Source organism: Olleya sp. R77988 (assembly GCF_044594215.1).
In the GTDB taxonomy this organism is placed as follows: domain Bacteria; phylum Bacteroidota; class Bacteroidia; order Flavobacteriales; family Flavobacteriaceae; genus Olleya.
Map to the genome: position 1 here is coordinate 2,981,439 of NZ_CP138988.1, position 21,648 is coordinate 3,003,086.

At 29.5% G+C, this 21,648-nt stretch carries 18 protein-coding genes; 6 read left to right on the forward strand and 12 right to left on the reverse strand.

All coding sequences use genetic code 11. From position 1 onward, the window contains the following. The first annotated feature begins 7 nt into the window (after positions 1 to 7). Both SJY17_RS13510 and SJY17_RS13515 read left to right on the forward strand, forming a co-directional pair. Positions 8 to 751 carry a T9SS type A sorting domain-containing protein gene (locus SJY17_RS13510; RefSeq protein WP_397363093.1) on the forward strand — a complete coding sequence of 248 codons (744 nt, stop codon included), beginning with the start codon at positions 8 to 10 and terminating at the stop codon, positions 749 to 751. Between the two features lie 163 nt (positions 752 to 914). Next, positions 915 to 1,772, forward strand: a complete 858-nt coding sequence (locus SJY17_RS13515; RefSeq protein ID WP_397363094.1) for a flagellar motor protein MotB — start codon at positions 915 to 917, stop codon at positions 1,770 to 1,772. Between the two features lie 202 nt (positions 1,773 to 1,974). Here the strand turns inward: SJY17_RS13515 and SJY17_RS13520 are convergent, their stop codons facing one another. The 3 genes from SJY17_RS13520 to SJY17_RS13530 all read right to left on the reverse strand — a co-directional run bounded on the left by SJY17_RS13520 (position 1,975) and on the right by SJY17_RS13530 (position 5,870). Continuing rightward, positions 1,975 to 2,322 carry a VOC family protein gene (locus tag SJY17_RS13520; RefSeq protein ID WP_397363095.1) on the reverse strand — a complete coding sequence of 116 codons (348 nt, stop codon included), beginning with the start codon at positions 2,320 to 2,322 and terminating at the stop codon, positions 1,975 to 1,977. Between the two features lie 576 nt (positions 2,323 to 2,898). Further along, the gene (locus SJY17_RS13525; protein ID WP_397363096.1) at positions 2,899 to 3,519 is read right to left on the reverse strand and encodes an L-threonylcarbamoyladenylate synthase; all 621 of its coding nucleotides are present in this window, start codon (positions 3,517 to 3,519) and stop codon (positions 2,899 to 2,901) included. 17 nt (positions 3,520 to 3,536) lie between these two features. Further along, the gene (locus SJY17_RS13530) at positions 3,537 to 5,870 is read right to left on the reverse strand and encodes an ATP-dependent helicase (RefSeq protein WP_397363097.1); all 2,334 of its coding nucleotides are present in this window, start codon (positions 5,868 to 5,870) and stop codon (positions 3,537 to 3,539) included. A gap of 155 nt (positions 5,871 to 6,025) precedes the next feature. Here SJY17_RS13530 and SJY17_RS13535 point away from each other — a divergent pair, with 155 nt between their 5' ends. From SJY17_RS13535 to SJY17_RS13545, 3 genes are all read left to right on the forward strand, one after another. Next, positions 6,026 to 9,025, forward strand: coding sequence for a histidine kinase (locus SJY17_RS13535; protein ID WP_397363098.1), 3,000 nt, complete (start codon positions 6,026 to 6,028; stop codon positions 9,023 to 9,025). After that, complete coding sequence (locus SJY17_RS13540) at positions 9,018 to 9,659, forward strand: response regulator (RefSeq protein WP_397363099.1); 642 nt, start codon at positions 9,018 to 9,020, stop codon at positions 9,657 to 9,659. Before SJY17_RS13535 ends, SJY17_RS13540 begins: the two co-directional genes overlap by 8 nt. 311 nt (positions 9,660 to 9,970) lie before the next feature. Further along, positions 9,971 to 11,527, forward strand: coding sequence for an FMN-binding glutamate synthase family protein (locus SJY17_RS13545; RefSeq protein ID WP_397363100.1), 1,557 nt, complete (start codon positions 9,971 to 9,973; stop codon positions 11,525 to 11,527). 53 nt (positions 11,528 to 11,580) lie between these two features. Here the strand turns inward: SJY17_RS13545 and SJY17_RS13550 are convergent, their stop codons facing one another. From SJY17_RS13550 to SJY17_RS13590, 9 genes are all read right to left on the reverse strand, one after another. Beyond that, complete coding sequence (locus tag SJY17_RS13550; RefSeq protein WP_397363101.1) at positions 11,581 to 13,332, reverse strand: hypothetical protein; 1,752 nt, start codon at positions 13,330 to 13,332, stop codon at positions 11,581 to 11,583. 253 nt (positions 13,333 to 13,585) lie between these two features. Beyond that, complete coding sequence (locus tag SJY17_RS13555) at positions 13,586 to 14,326, reverse strand: LytR/AlgR family response regulator transcription factor (RefSeq protein ID WP_397363102.1); 741 nt, start codon at positions 14,324 to 14,326, stop codon at positions 13,586 to 13,588. 3 nt (positions 14,327 to 14,329) lie between these two features. Further along, a complete protein-coding gene (locus SJY17_RS13560) occupies positions 14,330 to 17,167 on the reverse strand; it encodes a histidine kinase (RefSeq protein WP_397363103.1) in 2,838 nt (945 codons plus the stop codon). A gap of 160 nt (positions 17,168 to 17,327) precedes the next feature. Next, a complete protein-coding gene (locus SJY17_RS13565; protein WP_397363104.1) occupies positions 17,328 to 18,293 on the reverse strand; it encodes a putative metal-binding motif-containing protein in 966 nt (321 codons plus the stop codon). Between the two features lie 4 nt (positions 18,294 to 18,297). Continuing rightward, complete coding sequence (locus tag SJY17_RS13570; RefSeq protein WP_397363105.1) at positions 18,298 to 18,615, reverse strand: hypothetical protein; 318 nt, start codon at positions 18,613 to 18,615, stop codon at positions 18,298 to 18,300. Positions 18,616 to 18,625: 10 nt separating this feature from the next. Beyond that, positions 18,626 to 19,081 carry a hypothetical protein gene (locus SJY17_RS13575; RefSeq protein ID WP_397363106.1) on the reverse strand — a complete coding sequence of 152 codons (456 nt, stop codon included), beginning with the start codon at positions 19,079 to 19,081 and terminating at the stop codon, positions 18,626 to 18,628. Positions 19,082 to 19,086: 5 nt separating this feature from the next. Beyond that, complete coding sequence (locus SJY17_RS13580; RefSeq protein ID WP_397363107.1) at positions 19,087 to 19,578, reverse strand: hypothetical protein; 492 nt, start codon at positions 19,576 to 19,578, stop codon at positions 19,087 to 19,089. Position 19,579: 1 nt separating this feature from the next. Continuing rightward, positions 19,580 to 20,230 (reverse strand): hypothetical protein, encoded by a 651-nt coding sequence (locus SJY17_RS13585; RefSeq protein WP_397363108.1) that lies wholly within the window; start codon positions 20,228 to 20,230, stop codon positions 19,580 to 19,582. Between the two features lie 16 nt (positions 20,231 to 20,246). Continuing rightward, positions 20,247 to 20,807: a hypothetical protein gene (locus SJY17_RS13590; RefSeq protein WP_397363109.1), complete on the reverse strand. Its 561-nt coding sequence runs from the start codon at positions 20,805 to 20,807 to the stop codon at positions 20,247 to 20,249. A 272-nt stretch (positions 20,808 to 21,079) separates the two neighbouring features. Between SJY17_RS13590 and SJY17_RS13595 the strand changes: the two genes are divergently transcribed. After that, positions 21,080 to 21,598, forward strand: a complete 519-nt coding sequence (locus SJY17_RS13595; protein WP_397363110.1) for a hypothetical protein — start codon at positions 21,080 to 21,082, stop codon at positions 21,596 to 21,598. Positions 21,599 to 21,648 lie beyond the last annotated feature (50 nt).

A 21,648-nucleotide genomic window follows, 5' to 3' on the forward strand; every position in this document is an offset into this window, starting at 1 on the left:
AACGCTTATGCTTAAGACTACTTTAATTACTTTATTATTTGTTTTTTCAATATCAACAACAGCTCAAACAACTTTTGGTTTTGAAAACACTTCTGCAAGTGGAGCAAACCCTAATAATCAATTTGAATTACAAGAAATTATTAATGGTATTACTATGTATTCTGATGCCTATAATGGTGTGTCACCAGTTCTTTTATCTATAAATTCACTAGGTGGATTTGGAGGTAGTTCTGGTAATGTTATTAGAACAAATCCTGCGGATAAAACAGAATTTACTTTTGATCAAGCTGTGGATGTACAATCTATAATTGCTTTAAATGGTGATGACACAGCTAACTTTACATTTACTCCTATTGGTGGAACAAATACCTCTGTAGTTGTCCCAATAACTGGAGGTAGTGGACAAACAGTATCTTTAAATTGGGTTGGAGTTACTTCTTTTTTTGTAACATCAGACCATACAGGAAGCATTAGTTACTTTTTTGATGATGTAAAAGTAACTAGCAGTACATTATCTACTACTGACTTTAGTATTGATGAGGTTTCAATTTTTCCTAACCCTGCAACAACACAATTAAACATAAAAAATGTTACTAATTTAAAGGAAGTTACAATTTATGATGTTTTAGGAAAAACTGTATTGCAAAGTACCTCTTTATCAATAAACGTTGAAGATTTATCAAAAGGAGTTTATATTGTTAAAATAGAAACCGAAAATGAAACTATTACTAAAAAAGTTGTGAAAAAATAAATTTACTTTTTAGCTAAAAATGTTAATGCTGTTTTTCTATATTAGAAGAGCAGCATTACTATTTTAGACACTTTCTTTAGTAAAAATTTTGTTAAACAGCATTTTAACATTTTAATTATTTATACTTTTGATATGTATAAATTTAATTTATCCATTTTTTATTATGAAAAGAATCCTATTATTAAGTGCAAGTGCACTTTTATTATTAAGCTCTTGTGTCTCTAAAAAAGATTTTGCTGCACTAGAGTTAAAACAACAAGAAACACAAGATTTATTAAACAGTGCAACTGTAAAATTAAATTCTTGTTTAGCAGAGGAAGCAGCATCTGCAGCACGTATAAAAGAGTTAAGAGACCGTCTTGCGGATCTTAGAACAGATAACCTTGCTTTAATAGAAAGCACAAAAGACATGACCGTTTTAACTGCTCAAGGTGCAAAAAACGTTGAAAAGTCTTTAGAAAGTTTAAAAGAAAAAGATTTAAAAATATCTAGATTACAAGATGCATTAACTAAAAAAGACAGTGTTACTTTAGCATTAGTGACTAGTTTAAAAAAGGAAGTTGGTTTAAATGACGATGACATAGAAATTAATGTCGAAAAAAGCGTCGTATTTATCTCTTTATCAGACAAATTATTATTCCAAAGCGGAAGCTACTATATTAGCACCAGAGCCAATGAAATTTTAGGAAAAGTAGCAACAGTTATTAATAGCAAACCTAACTTTGAAGCAATGGTAGAAGGTCATACAGACAACGTTCCATACAAAAGTGGAGTATTAATTGACAATTGGGATTTAAGTGTAAAGCGTAGTACAGCCATAGTTAGAGCATTACAAGATTTAGGCGTAAAACCTGAGCAATTAATTGCAGCTGGACGTGGAGATCATTTACCTTTAGTAACTAATGACAGTCCAACAAACAGAGCAATTAACAGAAGAACTAAAATATACATTCTTCCAAAAATTGATCAGTTTTACGAAATGATTGAAACAGAAATGAAAAACTTATCAAACGGTAACTAACCATTGGTTAATCAAATATATTTAAGCTCAATCTTAGGATTGGGCTTTTTTTTTGGCGTTACCTTTATCCTGAATTTAGTTTAGGATAAAGGTAAGGCTTTACGTTACAATTCCTCGTTCGTACCTCACTGCGGGATTTCCACTACAATCCTTAACGCATCAGTCTGCCTAATTTTAGGCAACAAAAAAGTATAAAGTATTTTTATTCAGGACACCAAACAGCCAATTCGTTTCCAGAAGGATCCAAAAACTGAAACCTACTTCCACCAGGAAAAGAAAACGTATCTACGGATATTTTACCATTAGCAGCAATCACTTTCTGTTTAATAACCTCTAAATCTTTATGGTATAAAACCACTAAAACACCATTAACGATAGTGTCTGTTGTTTTTTCAAAACCACCTTCCAAACCACTTTCAGAAAACGCAGTATAATTAGGTCCATAATCTGTAAACGTCCAATTAAAAGCTTTGGTGTAAAAGGTTTTAGTCAACTCTAAATCGTGCGCTTTAAGCTCTATGTAATTAATGTGGTTGTTAGTTGGTTTCATTTTTATAATAAATATAGTTTTACAATTTCACTTATTTTAAAAGACATAACAAGTGGTACACCTATAAGACATGTAAAATAAACTTTACTTAAATATGTCTCGTCATCAGTTAATAATGGGTTTGTCTTAGATATTTTCACAAAAACAAAATTAAATATATTAAAAAACACTAGAAAAACAATTGGAAATATAGAAAGACATAATACCCATTTACTAAAATGTAAGTACAATAATTCTTCAGTTAGAATAACTATTACAAAAAGAAATAAAGCATATATTACACTTATGACATAGACTCTTAAATTAGTTAAATAATCATGAGAAAAGTAAATAGCTACACATGCCAAAAACAGTAAAGAGATCACTATTTCATTTATAAAAATAGTTTTAAAATAAAGACAGACACTTAAAATATAAACTATAAAAAAAGTAATCGAAACTAAATTCAATGTTTTAATATAATCTGTAATTTCTTTATTCTTCACTTAAAAACCAAGGGTTTAACGTTCAAAAAACTCAAATTAAAAAGATTGCTTCGTCATAGTTCCTCGCAATGACACAACACTAATGCCTAAATTAAAAAATCTCTAAATCCCCTTTTCCTTCTCTAACAATTAGTGGTTCATCTTTGGACAGATCAATAACGGTTGAAGCTTGATTATCTCCATAACCACCATCTATAACTAGATCTACTAACTTTCCCCATTTTTCTAAGATTAATTCTGGATCAGTAGTATACTCCAAAACTTCGTCATCATCCCTAATAGAAGTTGATATAATTGGGTTGCCTAAGGCTTTTACAATATCTAAAGCAATGTTATTATTTGGTACACGTATACCAACTTCTTTTTTCTTTTTAAAAGCAGCAGGTAATGTTTTTGAACCTGGTAAAATAAACGTATAAGGTTCAGGAAGTGCACGTTTTAATATTTTAAACGTCGTACTATCTATTTGTTTAACATAATCTGACAGATTACTTAAATCGTGACAAATAAAAGAGAAGTTGGCCTTGTCAAGTTTTACTCCTTTTATTCTGGCAATTTTCTCTAATGCTTTAGTATTAGTAATATCACAGCCTAAACCATAAACAGTATCTGTTGGGTAGATTACTAAACCTCCTTTTTTTAATACATCTACAACCTTTTTAATCGCTTTTGGATTAGGGTTTTCTTCGTATATTTTTATAAAGTCTGCCATGTTAATTTTATTTAATTCTACCCAATAATTTCCAATTTAGCAAAACGTAATAATAATTTCTTTTTACCACCAAATTCAAAATTAATTTCGGCTTTTACATCTGCTCCTTTACCTTCAATTTTAAGTACTTCTCCTCTACCAAACTTTAAATGCTTGACTCTGTTACCAACAACCAATTCTGCTCCAAATAAATTAGCATCCATTGGTGTAGCAATCTCTGACGCTTTTTTAAGTTTTTTAGGTGCACTAATTTCAAAATTAGCTGGTTTTGGTTTCTCTTTCTTTTTAAATTTAGGCTGAATTGGCTTTTTAAACCTAATTTTACTAGGCTCTACATCTCCAAAAATATCTGCAGACAACATTGGATTAATGCGTCTTTCTTCAATTGGTGTTACTATATCTAAAAATTGATCATCAATTTCTTCAATAAAACGACTTGGTTCTGAGTCTACTAATTTTCCCCAACGATAACGCGATAATGCATAAGTTAAATAGGCTTGTTTTTCTGCTCTTGTTAAAGCCACATAAAACAAACGACGCTCTTCTTCAAGCTCGCTTCTTGTGTTCATGCTCATGGCACTGGGAAACAAATCCTCTTCCAAACCAACAACAAACACATGACTAAACTCTAATCCTTTTGATGAGTGAATTGTCATTAGTGCTACGTGATTTGGGTCTCCTTTATCAGCATCTAAGTCTGTTGCTAAAGCGACATCTTCTAAAAACTCTGCTAAATCGTCTTTAGAATCTGCAATCTCTAATTGTCCTTCAACAAAATCTTTAATACCATTTAAAAGTTCTTCAACATTTTCAAGCCTCATAACACCTTCTGGTGTTCCATCTTTATTAAACTCTCTAATTAGACCACTTGTTTTGGTAACATGTTCTGCTAAATCAAAAGCATTTGCTGTCTGATTCATTACTTGATAGCTTTCAATAAGCGTCACAAAATCACGAAGCTTATTTTTTGTTCCGTTATTTATATTAATGTCAATGGTATCAATTTCTTTTAAAAGTCCAAAAATAGTTTTACCAGTAGCATTTGCAGCAACTACTAATCGGTCAATAGTTGTTTGACCAATACCTCTAGCTGGATAATTAATGACACGTTTTAAAGCTTCTTCATCTGAAGAGTTTAGTATTAATCGTAGATATGCTGTAACATCTTTAATCTCTTTACGTTGGTAAAATGATGTACCACCATAAATACGATACGGAATATCACGTTTACGTAACGCATCTTCCATTGCACGAGATTGCGAATTGGTACGATATAAAATTGCAAAATCACTATTTGGTAAATGATCTGTCATTTTTGCTTCCCAAATAGTACTTGCTACAAAACGTCCTTCGTCTCCATCTGTTAAACTACGATGTACGTTTACTTTTGGTCCTTCGTCATTTGCAGTCCAAACCACCTTTTCTAATTTAGTCTGGTTATGCTCTATCACAGAGTTTGCTGCTCCAACAATGTTTTTTGTAGATCGATAATTTTGCTCTAATCTAAACAGTTTAACATTGTCATAATCCTTTTGGAAGTTTAATATATTGTTGATGTTTGCGCCTCTAAAAGCATAGATACTTTGTGCATCATCACCAACTACACATATATTTTGAAAACGGTCTGCTAATGCACGTACAATTAAATATTGACTATGGTTTGTATCCTGATACTCGTCCACCAAAATGTATCTAAACTTGTCTTGATATTGTGCTAAAACTTGTGGGAAACGCGTTAATAACTCATTTGTACGCAGTAATAAATCGTCAAAATCCATTGCTCCTGCTTTAAAGCAACGCTCTACATAAGCTTGGTAGATTTCGCCCATTTTTGGACGTCTAGCCATAGCGTCTGCTTCCACCAAATCTGGATTATTAAAATAAGCTTTTACAGTAATTAAACTGTTTTTATAAGACGAAATTCTGCTATAGACTTGTTTAGTTTTGTATAAGTCTTTATCTAGTCCCATTTCTTTTATGATTGATCCCATAAGTCTTTGAGAATCCTGAGTATCATAAATTGTAAAATTACTTGGAAAACCTAGATGATGTCCTTCAAAACGTAAGATTTTTGCAAATACTGAGTGGAAGGTTCCCATCCACAAGTTTTTTGCTTCACTTGCACCAACTATATCAGCAATTCTGCCTTTCATTTCCTTTGCAGCTTTATTAGTAAAGGTTAATGCTAGTATATTAAATGCATCAATACCTTGATGCATTAAATAGGCAATACGATAGGTTAATACACGTGTTTTACCAGAACCTGCTCCAGCAATGATAATCATTGGTCCTTCTTTTTGTAAGGTTGGTTCTAGTTGTGCTTCGTTTAACTGACTTAAATATTTCTCCAATTTTTGCTTATATTTTTAAAGGATAAAAATAACCATTGTAAAAGTTTAAAGCCTTTCGTTTTATTAATAATTATAAACAATCTTAATAGAAATTTTCTGTTTCAATTTTTTAAATATCTTTACCATGCTATTAATTATAACTAACTATATTCTAAATGAATAAAAGTATCCTGTACTTACTATTCTTTTTGTCTGCTGGTGTTTTTGCCCAATCTAACAAAATTTATCAAAAAACATATACCAAACAAGATGGTATTGAGATAGACAGAATTTATGCTTTATGCTACGATAACGATGGTTTTTTATGGTTAGGCGGAAGTAACTTAGACGATAGATCAATTATTTCTAGCGAAAACAAATTATCCTTACAACGCTTTAATGGAAATAATTTTCATAATATAGATTTACCTTATTTTGAAAATACAATTGAACAAGTCCAACAAATTTATAAAAGAAGTGATGGACAATTTTACATAACTACTAAATTAACCGAAGGTTATGGATTATTGCTTTTTGACCCTTTTACATCTGAATTTGAATTAGTAGATTTTGAAAAAACAGGATTTACATTAGACGGTTTGTCTTTTATATATTCTTACAAAAACGAAGATTATTTACTAATCCAAAAAGGCAGTAACGTATTTTTAAAAAAACTAAATTTAGACCTATCCTCTTCTGACGTTTTTAGTTTTCCTATTACCAAAAACAAAGTTTTAATTGACAGCTCAAGCAGAATCTTATTTTTTGATGATTTTGTACTAATTTCTGACGATAATTTTACAGCTAAAATCTTTAATTGGGCTGGACAATTAATAAAAAATATTGCTCCTTTTAACAACAACAATCCTGCAAAATCTAAAAAAGTAGTTATAGATGAAGTCTTTATACAAGACAATGAACACTATCTATTTTTAAATGATGATATAAATCTATATAGGGTTGATACGCATTTAAAAAGCATAGTACCAGTAAAAAACAGAAGCCTACCTAATAAACATCTTAAGTCATATAATGACAAATTAGGAAATACTCTTATTTTTTCTTCAATTAATAACAACATTGCTTTTAGCAGTTTTAATAATAGTGACTTTAAACAAAATCAACTTTTTAGCTATAAAAATGTTAACGGAATTAAAGTCTTATCTAATAACTTAAATAAATACACATGGTTAGCTACAGGTGGAAAACTTCATTATTATAAATTTCCTAATAGAACTATTAAAAACTATTTACCAAATCTGGAATTTAGAACTATAAAACCTTTAGACTCTGCAAATTATCTAGTTGCTAGTGAGATGGATGGTTGGTTTACATTAAATCCAAATAATGATAGTATTAAAACTTACCCTTTAACCTATAAAAACAAACCGTTTAAATCTATAGGATCAAGAAATATTATTTTTGATGATAGTATTTTATGGTCTCATGGAAGTGGTGGAATAATTAAAGTTAACCCTAAGGACAAAACACTAGATCATTACAAGCATTTTCCGGTAATATGTATGGAAAAAATAAACGATAGCATTATTGTTTATGGCACAAAAAGGTATCGTTTAATGCAGTTTAATACACAAACAAAAGTACATCGTGCCTTAGTAAATACAGACTCACTTTTTATTTTTGACATACAGTTTAATAAGCAAAGTAATATTATTGTTGCTGGAACAGACAAAGGGTTATTAACCTATGATTTACAATCCAAAAAACATAAGCTATATAATAATAAAAAAGACTTAGAAGATACTTATATTTTAATGCTAGATTACCACAAAGATTATGGTTATTTATTAGGTACAAGAAATGGACATATTATTGCTTTTAATACTGAAAATAAAACATTTACCACTATTTACAAAGATGATTTAAAAGCAGGAATTGCCACCATTTTATTTGATAATGATATCTGGTGGATTAATACTTTTAACGGAATTATTGCTTTTAACACCAAGACTAAAACTAAAACCAGATATTCTGAAAAAGATGGTTTTAGCCACTTTGAAGCTAACCGTTATAGTGCTTTAAAAACTAAGGATGGCTTTTTTGTTGGTACTTTAAAAGGGTTAAATTATTTTAAACCTTCTGACTTAAAAGCAGAAAATGATTCTGCTCAATTAACGCTTTTAAAAATAAAACAGTTTGATAATACTAAAAAGACTTTTATAAACACATTTAATCGCAAATTATTTATTGAAAAAACAAATATCGTTTTACCTTCAGAAAACAGACGTTTAGAAATAGATTTTGCACTTAAAAACATTGGAGCTGTAGATAAAGGTTTTAATTATAGATATAGATATAATGATAAAGATTGGGTAGATTTAAAACACCAAAACACTATACAATTTGCAAACTTAGCTGCTGGCTATTATAAATTAGAAATTGAAGCTTTAGACTTTTCTGGTAATAAAATTGCCAATTCTTTATTTTTAGACATTAATAGTACTGAGTTTTTCTATAAAAAATGGTGGTTTTTCTTAATTGTTTCTGTTTCAATTATTGCATTTTTATTATGGCTATTAAAACAAGCTAAAAAAAGAAAGTTATTACAAGAAGAATTTGCACAAGGCTTAATACAATCTCAAGAAAACGAGCGTAAACGTATAGCAAGAGAACTTCATGATAGTATTAGCCAACAACTTACATTAATAAAAAAGAAAGCACAGAAGACAAACCAAAAGGACATAACAAGTCTAACTGACAAAACACTGGAAGAAGTTAGAGCAATCTCTAGAGGATTATATCCACCTTTATTAAAACAATTAGGTTTAACCGAAAGCATTGAGCAACTTATTTTAGACGTAGATGAACAAACAGACTTATTTGTATCTGGAGAAGTTGACAATATCGATAAATACTTTAATGAAAATCAAACTTTAAATTGTTATCGTTTTATACAAGAATGCATTAATAACTGTTTAAAACATGCTAACGCAAAAACACTTTTAGTTAGTGTAATACATGACGTTAACATAATAGAAATTAACATTAAAGATAATGGTAAAGGATTTGACATAATTAATGCAAAAAAACAAAATAGCTTAGGTTTAAAAACTATTTTTGAACGTATTAGAATCTTAAAAGGCGAAATAAACATAGACAGCAAACCCAATAAAGGCACACTAATAACAGCCACAATACCCTTAACTAATGACTAAAAACATCAAAATAGTAGTTGCAGACGATCATCCAATGTTATTAAAAGGGTTGACTGAAGAATTAAAAAATTATTATACAGTTATTGGTACTGCAGAAAATGGAGCAATTGCACTAGAGTTAATTACTAAATTAAATCCAGATATTGCAATTTTAGATATAGAAATGCCTTTATTAACTGGATTTGAAGTCATAAAAAAATGCGACGAAAAAAAACTAAAAACAAAGTTTATAGTTTTAACATCACACAAGGAAAGCAGGTTTATTTATAAAGCTAAAACCTTAAATATTTCTGGATATTTACTTAAAGATGAACCATTTGAAGAAATGCAAAAGTGCATTACTGCTTTATCAAAAAACAAGACCTATTTTAGCTCTACTTTTGATGCTGTTTATGATTCTGAAGTTTCACCTGAATTAAAAAAAATTAAATTATTATCACCTTCAGAAAGAACCATAATAAGATTAATAGCTCAAGGAAGCTCTTCAAATCAAATTGCAGATACGCTTTTAATTTCACCAAGAACGGTTCAAAAACATCGTGCAAACATTTTAAATAAGCTAAATTTATCTTCATCTACAGACGCACTTGTTATATGGACAAAAGAAAACAAAGAGTTAATTCTTACACTTTAAATGTAAATTATTGATCAACAAATATTAAGGTTAGCGTTTTAAAAGTCAGTGCTAAAACAAGCAAGCACAAAAACTACCTGTTAATCAATAGATTAGCATTAAATATCACTACGTATCCCTACGTATTTTTTCACACTACTACGTATATACTACTCTCTTTTTTAGTTATATATTACAACTGCTATTAATCAATTTTTATATCTAGAGAAACTATTATTATTAATTTAATATTGGTTTCTCTTTTTTTTATAAAAGGATTTATAATCAAAATTAGAGATAATCCTTATTTTTGAGAAAAATATATCTTAAATATGGACACAGTATTAAGTTTTCTTTCTTCTATTTCATGGTGGCTTTGGGTAATTATTGGTTTAGTTTTTGTTGCTATACGTGATATTTTTCAAAAAAAACATACCATAAGCCATAACTTTCCAATTGTAGGTCATATACGCTATTGGTTAGAAAGTATTGGTCCAGAAATGAGACAATATTTTGTCTCTAATAACAGAGAGGAGCTACCTTTTAATAGAATTGAACGTGGTTGGATTTATGCATCTGCTAAAAAAGAAAACAACTACGAAGGTTTTGGTACAGACAGAGATATTTATGCACATCAACATATTTTCATTAATAATGCGATGATGCCATATAAAGTAAAAGATAATCATCCACATAAAACTGATAAAACCTTTTTGCCTTGCGCAAAAGTAATGGGAGAATTTAATAACCGTAAGCGTCCTTATCGTCCAGCTTCTGTTATAAATGTTTCTGCAATGAGTTTTGGGTCTCTATCTGCAAAAGCTGTTGAGTCTTTAAACAAAGGTGTAAAAATAGCTGATGCCTATCACAATACTGGAGAAGGTGGTTTATCTCCTTATCATAGCTATGGTGGAGATGTTGTGTTTCATTTTGGAACAGGATATTTTGGTGTACGAGCAGACGATGGTGGTTTCTCAATGGAAAAAATGGTTAAACTGGTAGAAGACAATCCTTTTGTTAGAGCTATTGAAGTCAAACTGTCTCAAGGTGCAAAACCTGGAAAAGGTGGTGTTTTACCTGGAGCAAAAATAACACCAGAGATTGCAAAAATTAGAGGTGTAGAAGTTGGTAAAACTGTATTATCTCCTCCAAATCACAAGGCTTTTTCTAATGTCCCTGAATTGGTTGATTTTATTGAAGCTATTGCAGAAAAAACAGGGCTACCTGTTGGTATTAAAGCTGCAATTGGTAAACTAGAACAATGGGAAGAATTAGCAGATATAATGAAAGCTACAGGAAAAGGACCAGACTTTATAGCTGTTGATGGTGGTGAAGGTGGTACAGGAGCTGCACCTCCAAGTTTTGCAGACCATGTGTCTTTACCTTGGGTTTATGGATTTTCAGACTTATATAAACTGTTTCAAGATAAAGGATTAAGCGAGCGTATTGTGTTTATTGGAAGTGGTAAACTTGGCTTTCCGGCTAAAGCTGCTATGGCTTTTGCAATGGGTGCAGATGTTATTAATGTTGCACGTGAAGCTATGATGAGTATTGGTTGTATCCAAGCACAAATCTGCCATACTAACCGTTGTCCTGCTGGAATTGCAACTCAAAAAAAATGGACTCAAAATGGAATTAATGTACCATTAAAGTCTGAGCGATTAGCACAGTATTTTAAAACTTTTAGAAAAGAATTAGTTGAAATAACTCATGCTGCTGGATATGAACACCCTTGCGAATTCAAAATGAGTGATATTGATGTAAATGTAGATGACCATAACTTAACTAAGGAGTTAGACAGCACTTATGGTTATATAAAAACACCTGTTCCGTTTAATGGAATACAAAGCTTAAAAGAATGCCAACATCTTGGTGGTTTGAAAAAATAAAAAAAGAGGCTTCAATATGAAGCCTCTTTTTTTATTAATTAATAATTAATTTTTTAATGATCCCTTATCACGTGTACAGAAGCTGATAATGTCCTTACCACTCCATTATTATCTATAAAATCACCATTAATATTCATATCAATATACCCTCCAACTGCACCAAAGTTATTAAGTGTAAATTGTAAAGTATCTGGAATATTAAAATCTATATTTATACCAACTTCAAACAAAAAATTTGATGCTCCTGTAGTAATATATGTACCTGGAATTAATGATCCTCCAAGTATAACCATACCAGAAGTAGATGTTTGAGTACTAATACTAAATGAGGTTGTTCCTCCATTAGATCCAGCATTAAAATTAGATAAATAATAATCTACTGGATCATTATCTATTTGTATTGTTACATATTCTGTAACAGTAGAACAAGCAATAATACTTCCTACATTAGAATTACTAAAGTTAAAAGGAATCTCAGTCGTAGTTTGGAACGTATCAAAATCTAAACCTTCTAAAGTAAATGTTGGTAAAGAGGCACATTGTATAACACTTAAAGAAAAACTACCATTTACAACATCTACTGTTGAAAAATCATTCCCATAATTAATAGCTACATAACCATTAGTAACATTTGCATTAGAACAATCTACTAAATTACCTGTAATAACTGTAGCAGTTACAGCTGGCATAACTAGATCTCCATAATTAGTATCTGTAGAAAAAGGTCCAATTGTAGTACTAAATACTTGTACTCCACATTGATCAAATGCTTTTAATGTTAAAGTCTCATTTGCTGGAATTAAACCACATATTTCACCATCTCCATTTGAAGATCCTGTTCTAGGGTAAGTTGCTCCACTTCTCCATAACTCTACTAAAGTATTAGATAATGGGTCACCTAAAGCATCTACTACATTTAAACACAATGTAACTGTTGCAAATTGCGCATCACAATTCCACCAAGAAAAATGAGATACTTCTCCTATATATTTTCCACCTATTAAAGTTGCTTCTCCATCTTCTATCCAATACCCATTTACCTCATCAAAATGCCATAATGGGATTGTTGCTGGTGCAACACCACTTTGTGCTGGATCTAAAGGCATTTCTATTTCTGCCACATGACCATCTGCTATATTTAACTCTTGACCAGAAGATCCTCTAAGTTCTACATTTAACATTCCGTAAGATTCTAATACACGCTCATTACCTGCGTCATTTACTGCCTGTAAACTTCCTGGCATAATAACATTATTATCTGGATCTGAAGGATCTAAATAATACATCATAACATCTACATTACCAGAATAAGCGTTTCCGTTATCGTCTTTAAAACTACCATCAAAAGTAACTTTAGTTCCGTTTGGCAAGTTTACTTCACTACTTGCTCCAGATGCTACAGTTGCTGTTACATTTTCTGTAACTAACATAATACGTATGTTATTAGTGCCTTGTGTTGGTACTACGGTTCTCATACCTTTAAAATAACCTGCTTTTTTTGCTACAATAAAAGCTTGTCTTTCTTTTACATTGGCATTATTAATAATAAACATTCCGTTTGCGTCTGTAGATACTATTTTAGTACCAATAGTAACTACTGCGTTTTCAATTGGCAAATTAGATTGATCTACTATTCTACCCATAAAATCTCTTTGAGTATTGGAGCCTAAATCAATTTGTGTTTCTCCTGGATTATTTCCAGAATCTCCAGAACTGTTATCATCATCAGGATTACATGATAATAATGTACCAAATACTAGCATCAAGCTAAGTATAAGTTTAAAATTAGTTTTTAAAATTTTCATAATTTAATAGTTTTTACTGTTCAACATTAATTGTTTACACTTATATACTATCACTTCTATTTTTGTTACCCTTTTATTAAAAAAATCGTCAGTGATTTTTTTAAAACACCAACGATTTTAATAGTGAAGATTAATAGCATTTCAAATGTAATAGGTTTATTACAGTGTAAAACGCACTATTTTATGAGTAGTAGATTTAAATGGATTAAAAGGAACTTTCATTCCATTAACAGTTTTAAAAAACTTGATAAAATTATTTAAATAAACTTAAAAATGCTTTCTTGTTGGTTTTTGAAATTGGTACACGATAATCGTTTTCTAAAACAACATAACCTTCGTTTTCAAAATGTCTTACCTTTTCTAGATTTATAATATGAGATTTATGGCATTTAAAAAACTTGGAGCTTAATAGTTTTTCAAATTTTCCTAAGTTATAGGAACTGGTAATAATTGATGTATTAGTTAAATGAATTTTTGTATATCCTTCATAACCTTCTAAATGCATTACTTCTTCTTGTGGTATAAATGACATCCCTTTTGAAGTTGGCACTATAATTTTATTATTATTGGATATAGTACTTGTTAAAAGGCTAACCAATTTATGGTTACTGTCTAATTCTTTTTTTGTTTTAAGTATAGTTAATGCTTTATTTACCGCAATTTTTAAATCATTATCATCTATTGGTTTTAACACATAATCTATTGCGTTTTGTTTAAAAGCTTCTATTGCATATTCACTATAAGCAGTTACAAAAATGACCTGAAAATCGACTTCATTTAATTGTGTTAACAACTCAAAACCATTAATTCTAGGCATTTCAATATCTAAAAACACTAAGTCAGGTTGCTTTACCTGAAGTGCTTTTATAGCATCTTCTGGCTTTTGAAATGTATTCTGAATGGTTATATTTGGAAATAGCTTTCCAAGTTTTTGTTCTAATCCTTTTAGATTAGAAATTTCATCATCAATTAATATAGCTGTAATATTACTCATAAACTACAATTGGGTAATTATAAAGGTTGATTTGTTTCCTCTATCATTTAATTCTGGATGTAACTCTTCTTCATTATAAATAATTTTCCACAATCCAGACTTGTTTAAATATTTTAATCTGTCTTCTAAAACATTAGACGACTTTACTTTTTTATTGTTTCTTTTTTGGGTGTTGACAAACCCAACACCATCATCAATAATTTCTACTTTTATACTTTTATCAGAAATAGTATTAATGTTTACTGTTACTTTTCCATTTTCCATTTTATTAAAAACACCATGATTTATAGCGTTTTCCACAATAGGTTGTAACAACATAGTTGGCAATTTTACTGTGTTTAAATTTATGCTTTTATCTACATTAAAACTATACTCAAACTTATCTTTAAAACGTAATTTTTCAATATCTAAATAGTTTTTAATAAGTTTAATCTCTTCGGTTAAACTTATTGCTGTTTCTTTAGACAATTCAAAGAATTGACGTATCAATTTTGAGAACTTAACTAAATACGTTTCTGATGCTTCAATTTCGTTATTATTAATATAATACTGTATTGCTGCTAATGAGTTAAATACAAAATGAGGATTCATTTGAGATCTTAATGCTGTTAACTGTAATTCTGAAAGGCGCTTATCTTCAATTATTTTCTGATTTTTTTGTTGTTGCGATCTTTTTACAAAAAATCTAGAGATTAAAACAATTAAAAATACTGTTAATAAAAAAGCAGAAAATCTTACCCATCGATTTTGCCACCACAAAGGTTTAATGGAAAAACCTAAGGTTTTTTTGATATTATTAGATTTAACATGAAAGGTGTAATTACCTGGTTGTAAATCGTTAAAATTAAAGCTGTTAATTTTAGAGCTTATCCATTCTTTTTGAATAGGTTCTAATTTATAATCATAAGAAAAATTAGAATGATTCTCTGAAAAATCAATATTAGAAACTGTAAAATTTACATTGTTATTTTCTTGATATTTAAAAGCTGAGATTGTAGCTGTAATGTCTTCTTTATTATACTTAGCATTTTCTATATAGATATCTAATAATTGAGGTTTGCTAATTTGGTTTTTGGGTAAAATTGCAACACCATTATTTGTTCCAACAATTAGATTTGTATCATCTACATATAATGTATTAATATGATTTGTTGGTAATCCATCACTTATAGTAAACCGTTTTTCAAACTGAAATACATCATTGTCTTTTTTAAATTTTATAACACCAGAATTAGTTGCTAACCATAAAGTATTGTTTTCTACAAAAGCTTCTTCAACAATTAAATACTCTGTTAAATGCAAAGGTTTTATTGTTTTTAAATCTGTAATATAAGATCCAAAACCATCTGTATTTATTAATAAATGTGTGTCATCAATTTTAGTTAAGTTTAAAATTGATTTCTTAAAATCGTTAGTTTTAAAATTTACTGGTAATAAAGTATCTTTTTTTATCTCTTTTAAGCCATTTGTTGTTGCTATTAAAAGCCTATTTTTAAAATTAATAATATCATTACATCCTCTCTGTGTGTATTCTTTCTCAATAACAAAATGATCTGGACTTAATCTATTTATTCCAAAGGAAAAATTACCGTAAAATTTGTTGTTAAAATAGACTACTTTACGTGCTACCTCATTCATGGCAATATCTTGCTGATAAAAAACAGTAAGTTTTATTGTTTCTATTTTTTTATTAACCTCTTTTAATAAAGTGTTTTTTAGTGAATAAAAATTCGTGTTTAAAGGTTTTATTTCACTAGCTCCAAAAACATAATCGTTATTATTAATAAAATTCTCAAATGATTTTTCTTTAGTGTTATATTTATAAAACCCTTTTTTATAAACTCCTACTATTAAATTACCATCAATTACATTAAAACTCTGGATTTTCTCATTTTGAAGTTTATATTTAATTTCTTTTTTTACATAAGGTAATTTATACACACCATTATTAAACGTTGCTAACCAAATGGTATTTAGTTTGTCTATAAACCCAAAATGTGCTTGTATATTTTCAGGAAAAAAGAAAGGATCTACTATTTCTAAATTTTTATCCAAGTGTGCAACAAAACTACTTCCTGAAATTTGTAAAACATTATTAACAAGATTAATTCTTGGATATGTTGTTAAACTATTACCAAGATTTTCTTTTAAATCAAATTGTTTGAGTTGCTGTGTATTTAAATTTAAAATAGAATAATTTTTATTACTAGTCCAAAAAAATAAGCTATCATTAATTTGACCTCTTGCTCCTGTTACACCATAAATATTTTTAGTTAAAATACTTCGTTCTTTTTTTAAATCTTTGGTGTATAGATATAATTTTTCATCTTTTTTAGTAAATACAAGATAGCCAACTTTTTTATGCCTTATTTTTACCCAATCTTCACCTAATACTTCTACAACTCTATTGAGTTCTCCAACCCATTTATTATCTTTTAAAGAAAATGTTTTTTTTGTGCCTGTAGGAAAAATTGAATCACCTATTTGAGAAGAATAAATAGGATTAATAATTTGATCTTTATTGTTATTTGGAAAAGATAAAACAGTATCGTTTTCTATATAACCTAAACTTGCAGATTTAGACAAATACCAAATTTTTCCGTCTGGAGTTGGAAAAGCATCCCAAACATCATTATTTGGTAAGCCATTTTTTGTAGTAAATGTTTTTAACTGATTGCCATTATATCTAGACAGTCCTTTGTCTGTTAAAAACCAAACAAACCCTTTAGCATCTTGTGTAATAGTGTATATATGGTTACTTGGCAGACCATCTTTTGTTGAATAGTTGGTGTATTGTTGTGCAAATGAAATAGCAACTGAAAAGTATATAAGTGAAACCAAAAAACACTGTTTTGCTATTTTTTCTGACTTTTTAAAAAAAATAGTAAAGACAGAAAAAAAACTCCATATCAAAAGGGATAAAATTATGATATGGAGTTTTATATGTTTCAATTGTGTTTTGTTAAATTTTCATTACAAAAGTAATGGTTTTAGAAGTTTATTAAAACTCATCTACTAAACCGTTACAATTATTATCTATACCATCTTGAATTTCTGAAGCTCCAGGAAAGATTGAAGCATCACCATCATCACAATCTGTTCTATTTATAGAACTTCCAGCAAAGTTAACTGTTGTTCCTGCATCATTAGAATCACCAAAACCATCTCCATCAACATCTTGATAATAATACACTACATCTACATAACCATTACAATTGTTATCTATACCATCTGTTGTGTTTTCAGTAGCATAAGGATGGACATTAATATCAGAATCATTACAATCTAAACTATTAAATACATAACCAGCCGGAATAGTCATTTGACTTTCATCATTACAAGGTGCTGGACAACTAGCAACTAAAGGGTTATTAACATCTCCATAACCATCACCATCAACATCTGCATAAAATGTATAGTCTTTACTAGACGCTGCATCACAATCTTCGTCTACGTTATTATCTGGAATCTCTGTTGCTCCAGGATTTATAGAGGCATCATTATCGTCACAATCTGTGTTATCTTGAACTACTCCATTAGTAGTGTTATTTGGATCTCCATAACCATCTCCATCATTATCTGCATATAAAGTAGGACATGCAACATCACCATTACAATCTGGATCATCACAATCTGTTAGTCCATCACCATCGTTATCTACTCCATCATCACAAATCTCTACACAATTTTCATCTACTTGACCATCGCAATTATTATCAATTCCGTCTCCACAAACATCTATTGCTCCTGGATATGTAGCAGCATCTGCATCATCACAATCACCAGAAACTAAAACATAACCTGCTGGTTGCGTACAAGCATTTTGTGTTACTGCTGGATTACCAAAACCATCTGCATCTGCATCCTGATACCATGCTTGTTCTGTGCATGATACGTCATCATCATTACCACATGCTACTATAAATATTAGTAAAAAAAGTGAACTTAATTTTAAAATTGGTTTCATGCTATTATTTTTTGTTATCGTTATAAAATTTTAAAGCTTCAGAAAATTTAAACCCAAAAAAAGCATCTTTACCTTCGTAATGGATAACTTTTACTCCATCAAATGCATCATTTAAAAAAATGATTTTATAAAAATCTTTTTCGGCTAGTTTTCTTCCATTTATTAAATAGTATTTTACTATTTCTCTTTTTTTGTCTTCAGTTAATTGACTTTTTGTTTCTGTTTTTATTGTATCATTTGAGCTATCTACCTTGCTTTCATCTTTACAATTAAAAACAAGTAGACCAATACAAACAACTAAATATTTAAGTCCATTTTTCATAATCAATTATTTATAATACTTCATCTATTATTACACAAAATTCTACTTCTACACTACCATAAACAACATCCAGTCTTACCTCATCTCCTATAGCTGTTCCAGCACGTTGACAAGTTACGGTTACTGTTTGTTCTGTACCATTATCAATAGTAATTAAACCTGTTCCAGTATCGTTTAAAGCAATGACATTAGTTGTAAAAAACAATGTAGTAGTACCTGTATATGAAGCAATCTCTATTCCAGGTGCTCCATAAGGACCATTGCTTGCGTTTGGAAAATACTGTGTATTTAGTTCTGACTCTGCAATTAATGTTTGATCGTTATTGTTATTATCTAAATATGAAAACCCTTGATAATTACATTGGGTTTCATTGGTTGCATCATTATTAGTATCGTCATCATTATTACAAGATAGTATTGTAAAAAAGACTAAAATTAATAAACTTAGTTTTTTTATTGTAACCATTATTTTTAATTTAATGTTTCTATAATCGCACAAACTTGACCTTCTATAGTGTGTTGGACATTAGTACTTGAAGTAAACGTACCAGAAAACACATAACGTATTGTACCACCAACTACTGCATCATTTACTATACAAGAAAATGTTATATCTGTTGCTATTGGACTTGATAAGACATTATTTATAAATAAATGACTAGCTTCTGAAGATGCAATATCTGAGTCAAACATTGAGGTTTGATTTAAATCTGTTGCAGAACTTTGAAAAAGAAAATTATTTTCAAGTTCATGAACAATTACACTATCTTCTGTACCAGTATTGGATTGTGTATATACAGTTGCAGAACTATTTGTACCACCTTGAGGTAAATACACTTCGGCATTTGTATCTAAGGTGTAAAATAAACCATGATTTGTACAGGTTTCAACAGTGTTATCATCATCATTATTACAAGATGTAAATAAGACTAATACAACTATTAAGTATTTAAATGCTTTCATGTTAATCTAATATTACACCAAAAGTTCCTTCGTAATGTCCAGTGATTATTTCTCCATTTTGATTCATCATTGTATAATCTACATCTATAGTGCTTGCTGCAGGATTATTGGCATCTAGATTAATAGCATTTATTGTAATACTTGAACCTTGTGTTCCAGGTGTATTAACAATACCAACGTTTTCATTTCCTGTTCCAAATTCTATAGAGTTATTAAAATAGCTAGGTGTTAAAGCGTCTATTTGTCCATTTTCTATAATTACAGTGTCATTTATACTTGATACTACATAAGTATTTCCTGCTGATGGTCCTGTATTAGCCAAACTAGGATTATCTGATACCTCAATATTTAAAAACACCCAATTGGTAGTATTTAAAGAGAATAAGAAATCTCCTGAAGATCCATTAACATTAGCGTCGTTATCAAACATACGTCCATTAGAGAAGAAAAAACTATAGTTATCTGGAAAACCATCTGATGGACTATCATCGTCCTCATCTATTTCAAAATAAGCATTAGCTGTTTCGTAAAACACACTATTATGTGTAAAACCATCTGTTGGTGTTACAGGATCTGTTTGTGCATCGTCGTTATTATCACAACTAAAAGCTGTTATTATTAATAAAACTAAAAGTGTTTTTATTGTTTTCATTTTATAATGTTTTTTTTTATAAACAAACGTTAGGGTCATTATCATCTATATCTACATTGTTTAAAACTCCAAAACCATAAGATATTGTTTGAGAACCACAACCATCTCCATCTGCATCTATATAACCTAATGAAAGCACATCTACTATTACACAAAATTCAACTTCAAGATTGTTAGCATTATCAACTACATCAAATCTAAATTCATCTCCAACAACTGCTCCTGTGGTACCTGTTACACCTCTTTGACAAGTTATTGTAACATTATTATAGGCATTACCATTAATTACAACAGTACCAGATCCTATAGCGTTTTCATCAACTACAGTAGTTGTGAAATTGAAATCTCCAGGATTATTAGAATCATAAATTTCAATTTCTGGCCCATTAGAACCTCCTGTTAAGTAATTTGACGTTAAGTCAGATTCTGGTATTAAAGTAACTGTTCCATTAATGTCAGCTGTTAAACCTTGATAATTACAAACGTTTTCATTTGGTGCATTGCCATCATCGTTATCACAATTAAATAATGTTAAAGTGACTAATAAGATTAATGTTTGTTTAAAAATTGTTTTCATTGTTAATAGGGATTATAAGTTTAGTTATTAATTAGTTTTTTAGTTTGCCTTTTCTTAAACAAAAAATCGATAACACAACTTATAATCTTGTATTATCGATTTTTCAAAGAAAGATTAATAGCAAATCAAAAATAACACAGACTATCAATAAAAAATCTTACTATTAAACAACTTTATGTTTTCATTCAATTAAAAACCCTTTTCATTCAATTATCGGTTTTCTTGTACAATAATTTAAAAGACATTATGTTTGTTATATAAACTAAACTACAATGGAACAACAGCTTTTAAACTTATTAATGTACACTATCCCTTCACTAGTAACAGGTTCTGTTGCTTTTCTCTTTTTTAGAGAGCATATGCAAAACGAAGAGGAGCGTCGTAAATTTAACATCGTTAAATCATTAAGCAAAGAGTCTTTACCAATGCGACTACAAGCTTATGAACGATTAGCTTTGTTTTTAGAACGTATTTCTCCAAACAAACTTTTATTACGTGTTGCTCCTATAGGAACTAATAAGCAAGACTATGAAGATTTATTAATTAGAAGTATTGAACAAGAATTTGAACATAATTTATCTCAGCAAATATACTTGAGTGATGATTGTTGGACAATAATTACGGCTTCTAAAAGTGCTACAATCCAATTAATTAGAAAAGTAGGAGTGAGTGATAAAATAGATTCTTCAGATAAATTAAGAGAAGCAATTTTAAACGAAATGCTTGACAAATCTGCACCAAGTAATGCAGGATTACATTATATTAAAAAAGAAGTTGGAGAAATCTGGTAACTAACTTCTTATAATTTAAAAAAAGCCCTATCGTTTGATAGGGCTTTTTT